The sequence below is a fragment of the Isoptericola sp. NPDC057391 genome (genome assembly GCF_042668085.1).
Lineage (GTDB): Bacteria > Actinomycetota > Actinomycetes > Actinomycetales > Cellulomonadaceae > Isoptericola.
On sequence record NZ_JBHVBO010000274.1, the window covers coordinates 1 to 3,927 of the forward strand.

Below are 3,927 nucleotides of genomic sequence, written 5' to 3' on the forward strand. Positions count from 1 at the left end.
CCTTCGCGCGGACGTATCCCTCCCGAAGTGGAGGGCGCCCTGGCGCCCGTGAACGCGTCCGCGCGAAGGAGCCCCCGACCCACGCGACAGCGAGCTCAGGAGCGAACCGTCAGGAAGCAGCGAGCTCCGCCCGCACCTCCTCGCGCAAACGCCCATGACGGGAGGGCTCCGGGGCGGCCGCCAGCAGCGTCTTCGTGTAGTCGTGCTGCGGGTCGAGGATGACGTCGTCGGACGGCCCCCGCTCCACGATGTCCCCCCTGTACATCACGATGATCTCGTCGCTGAAGTGCCGCGCGGTGGCGAGGTCGTGGGTGATGTAGAGGACGCCGAGGTTCTCCTCGCGCTGCAGCCGGGCGAGCAGGTTCAGCACGCCGAGGCGGATGGAGACGTCGAGCATGGACACGGGCTCGTCGGCGACGAGGAACCGCGCGCCGGGCGCGAGGGCGCGGGCGATGGCGACGCGCTGCCGCTGCCCCCCGGACATCTCGTGCGGCCGCTTGACGGCGTAGAGCTCGGGCGGGGTGAGGTTGACGCGCTCCAGCAGGTCGTGGACCGCGGGCTCGAGGGCGTCTCCGCTCGCGACGCCGTGCAGCTTGAGCGGGCGCTCCAGGTGGTGCGCCACGGTGTGGTACGGGTTGAGCGACGCGAACGGGTCCTGGAAGACCATCTGCACCTGGTGGCGGTAGCTCGACAGCGCGCGGCCACGGCGCCCGATGGGCTGCCCGTCGAGCAGGATCTCCCCGGTCGTCGGTGTCTCGAGCTGGGAGATCATCTTGGCCACGGTCGACTTGCCGGAGCCGGACTCGCCGACGAGGGCGATGGTCTTGCCGGGCTCCAGCGTGAACGACACGTCGTTCACGGCGCGCAGCGTGCCGCTGCGCATGCCGCTGCGGACCTTGAACTCCTTGACGAGGTTGCGGACCTCGAGGCTGCTCATGACGCCTCCCCCTGGGCGGCGTCGCGGGCGACGCCGGTGCGGACGAACGAGCCACGGTCGCCCGTGAGGCTCGGGAACGAGTCCAGCAGCTGCCGCGTGTACGGGTGCTGGGCGCGCGCGTAGATGGACTCGGAGGTGTCGAGCTCGACGATCCGGCCGGCGCGCATGACGGCGATCCGGTCGCTGATCTCGAGCAGGAGCGGCAGGTCGTGCGTGATGAAGACGACGGCGAAGTTGAACCGCTCGCGCAGGCGCATGATCTCGCGCAGGATGCCGCGCTGGACGACGACGTCGAGCGCCGTCGTCGGCTCGTCCATGATCATGACCTGCGGGTTGAGCGCCATCGCCATGGCGATCATGACGCGCTGCCGCATGCCGCCGGACAGCTCGTGGGCGAAGCTGTCGAGGCGTGCCGGGTCGACGCCGACCAGGTCGAGGAGCTCCGCGGAGCGGGCGGCACGTTCCTTCTTGCCCATCTGCGGGCGGTGGGTGGTGAGGACGTCGCCGAGCTGCTTGCGCACGCTGATCACGGGGTTGAGCGAGTTCATCGCCCCCTGGAAGACCATGGAGACCTTGTCCCAGCGGAAGGCGCGCAGCGCGTCGCCGGTGAGGCTGACGACGTCGATGTCCGAGCCGTTCGCGTCGTGGAAGGTCACCTCGCCGGAGCGCAGGATGGCCGGCGGCTTGAGGAGCCGGTTGAGGCCGTACGCGAGCGTCGTCTTGCCGCAGCCGGACTCGCCGGCGAGGCCCAGGATCTCGCCGCGGTGCAGCGTGAGGGAGACGTCGTCGACGGCGCGGACGGGCGGGTCCACCTCGTACTCGATGGAGACGTTCCGGGCGGTGAGGACCGGCTCGAGGCGGGCCACGTGGTCGGCGTGCGTCGGCGACGACAGCGGGCCGGTGGGGGTGGCGGTGGCGGTCATGCGTCGACCCTCTCCTTCTCGGCGGCGGGCGCCTGCGCGGCACGGCGACCGAGCTTGTCCTTGCCGGCCTTGCGGGCCTCGCGGACGCTCTTGGCGGCGGCGGGAGCGAGGCGCAGCTTCGGGTTGACGATCTCGTCGATGGCGAAGTTGACGAGGGACAGGCCGGTGCCGAAGAGGGCGATCATCAGGCCCGGGGGCACGAACCACCACCAGGCGCCGCGGGTGAGCGCGCCGCCGCCCTGCGCCTCGTTGAGCATCGTGCCCCAGGTGATCGAGCCGTTGGGCCCGAGGCCGAGGTACGACAGCCCGGCCTCGCCGAGGATGGCGAGCACGATGGCGAAGAGGAACTGCGACGCCAGCAGGGGCAGCAGGTTGGGCAGCACCTCGACACCGATGATGCGCGGGGTCTTCTCGCCGGCGACGCGGGCCGCGGAGACGTAGTCGCGCACCCGCAGGGACCTGGCCTGGGAGCGCAGCACGACGGCGGGGCCGGCGAAGGCGGTGACGCCGAGGATGAGCGCCACGACCCACAGGCTGCGCACCTGCAGGTAGCTGGCGACGACGATCATCAGCGGCAGGCCCGGGATGACGAGCATGATGCCGGTGACCAGCGAGAGGAACTCGTCGGTCCAACCGCGCAGGTAGCCGGCGACGACGCCGAACAGGAGCGCGAGGACGATCGCGACGAGGCCGGCGGTGACGCCGACGACCAGCGAGCCGCGGGCGCCCTCGGCGAGCTGGGCGAGGACGTCGTAGCCGAGGCTGGTGGTGCCGAGCCAGTGGCCGGGCTGCGGCGGGAGCATGGCGTCGTTGCCGGAGCTGCGCGGGTCCTGGGTGACGAAGGGGCCCACGATCGCGAACAGGACGATCGCGCCGATGAGGATGAGGCCGGCGAGGAGCTTGCCCGAGAGCGACGGCATCATCTGCCGGACGCCGGACCTCGTCACCGGCGGCGTGGCCGGCGCGCTGGTGGGTGCGGTGGTGTCGGTGTCAGTCATTGTGGCGCGTCCTCGGGTCCAGGAAGCCGTAGATGAGGTCCATGAGGAACAGCGCCGCAAGGACCGCGAGCGTGATGACGAGGAACACGCCCTGCATCAGCGCGTAGTCGTTGTTGCGCACGGCGGTGATCATGAGCTTGCCGACGCCGGGGTACGTGAAGACCTGCTCCATGACGAGGGAGCCGGCGACGACGAAGCCGAGCGAGACGCCGAAGCCGGCGAGGGACGGCAGCGCGGCGTTGCGCATCGCGTAGGTGGTGAACACGCGGCGCGGGCGCAGGCCCTTGGCCTCGGCGGTGGTGACGTAGTCCTCCGACAGGGTCGAGACCATCATGTTGCGCATCCCGAGCAGCCAGCCGCCGACGGACGAGATGACGATCGTCACGGCCGGGAGGAACGCGTGGTAGAGCACGGAGCCGACGAACGCCCAGCTCCACTCGGGGCCGTTGAAATGGAAGACGTCGTACGCGCCGATGATCGGGAACCACTGGAGGCTCACGGCGAAGACGAAGATGAGCACGAGGGCCACCCAGAAGTAGGGCAGCGACTGCAGCATGGTGGTGCTGGGCACCAGGCTGTCCACCCAGGTGCCGCGCTTCCAGCCGGCGAGCGCGCCCAGGCCGATGCCGAGCACGAACGAGATGACCGTCGCGGTGCCGACCAGGCCGAGGGTCCACGGGATGGCGTCGCCGATGAGCTCGGTGACGGGTGTCGGGAAGTTCGTCACGGAGACGCCGAGGTTCCCGGTGAGGACGTTCTTCCAGTACGTGACGTACTGCTCCCACAGGGTCTGGTCCTCGGCGGCGCCGAGGAGGAGCCGGATGCTGTTCTCCGTGCCCGCCGGGATGCCTCCGGCGCGCTGCAGCTTCGCCATGAGGATCGAGAACGGGTCGCCCGGCAGCATGCGCGGGATGAAGAAGTTCAGCGAGATCGCGGCCCACAGCGTCACCGCGTAGAAGGCGATCCGCCTGGCGTAGAACTTCATGGGGTCGGGCCGCCCTTCGGTGTCGCGGGCATGCGGCTCCTCCTCGCTCGGTGCGTCACTGCGTCGTGGTGCGGGTCGTGCGGG

General features: G+C 70.5%; 4 protein-coding genes. All 4 read right to left on the reverse strand.

Annotated features, from left to right (window positions below; genetic code table 11):
- Positions 1 to 109: 109 nt before the first annotated feature.
- From ACFUVW_RS20080 to ACFUVW_RS20095, 4 genes are read right to left on the reverse strand one after another with little or no spacing between them, the layout of a single operon-like run.
- Positions 110 to 937: an ABC transporter ATP-binding protein gene (locus tag ACFUVW_RS20080; RefSeq protein ID WP_430573060.1), complete on the reverse strand. Its 828-nt coding sequence runs from the start codon at positions 935 to 937 to the stop codon at positions 110 to 112.
- Positions 934 to 1,860, reverse strand: a complete 927-nt coding sequence (locus ACFUVW_RS20085) for an ABC transporter ATP-binding protein (RefSeq protein ID WP_430573061.1) — start codon at positions 1,858 to 1,860, stop codon at positions 934 to 936. Before ACFUVW_RS20085 ends, ACFUVW_RS20080 begins: the two co-directional genes overlap by 4 nt.
- Complete coding sequence (locus ACFUVW_RS20090) at positions 1,857 to 2,858, reverse strand: ABC transporter permease (protein ID WP_430573062.1); 1,002 nt, start codon at positions 2,856 to 2,858, stop codon at positions 1,857 to 1,859. Before ACFUVW_RS20090 ends, ACFUVW_RS20085 begins: the two co-directional genes overlap by 4 nt.
- Complete coding sequence (locus ACFUVW_RS20095) at positions 2,851 to 3,843, reverse strand: ABC transporter permease (RefSeq protein ID WP_430573063.1); 993 nt, start codon at positions 3,841 to 3,843, stop codon at positions 2,851 to 2,853. The genes ACFUVW_RS20090 and ACFUVW_RS20095 overlap by 8 nt, the downstream gene beginning before the upstream one ends.
- Between the last annotated feature and the right edge of the window lie 84 nt (positions 3,844 to 3,927).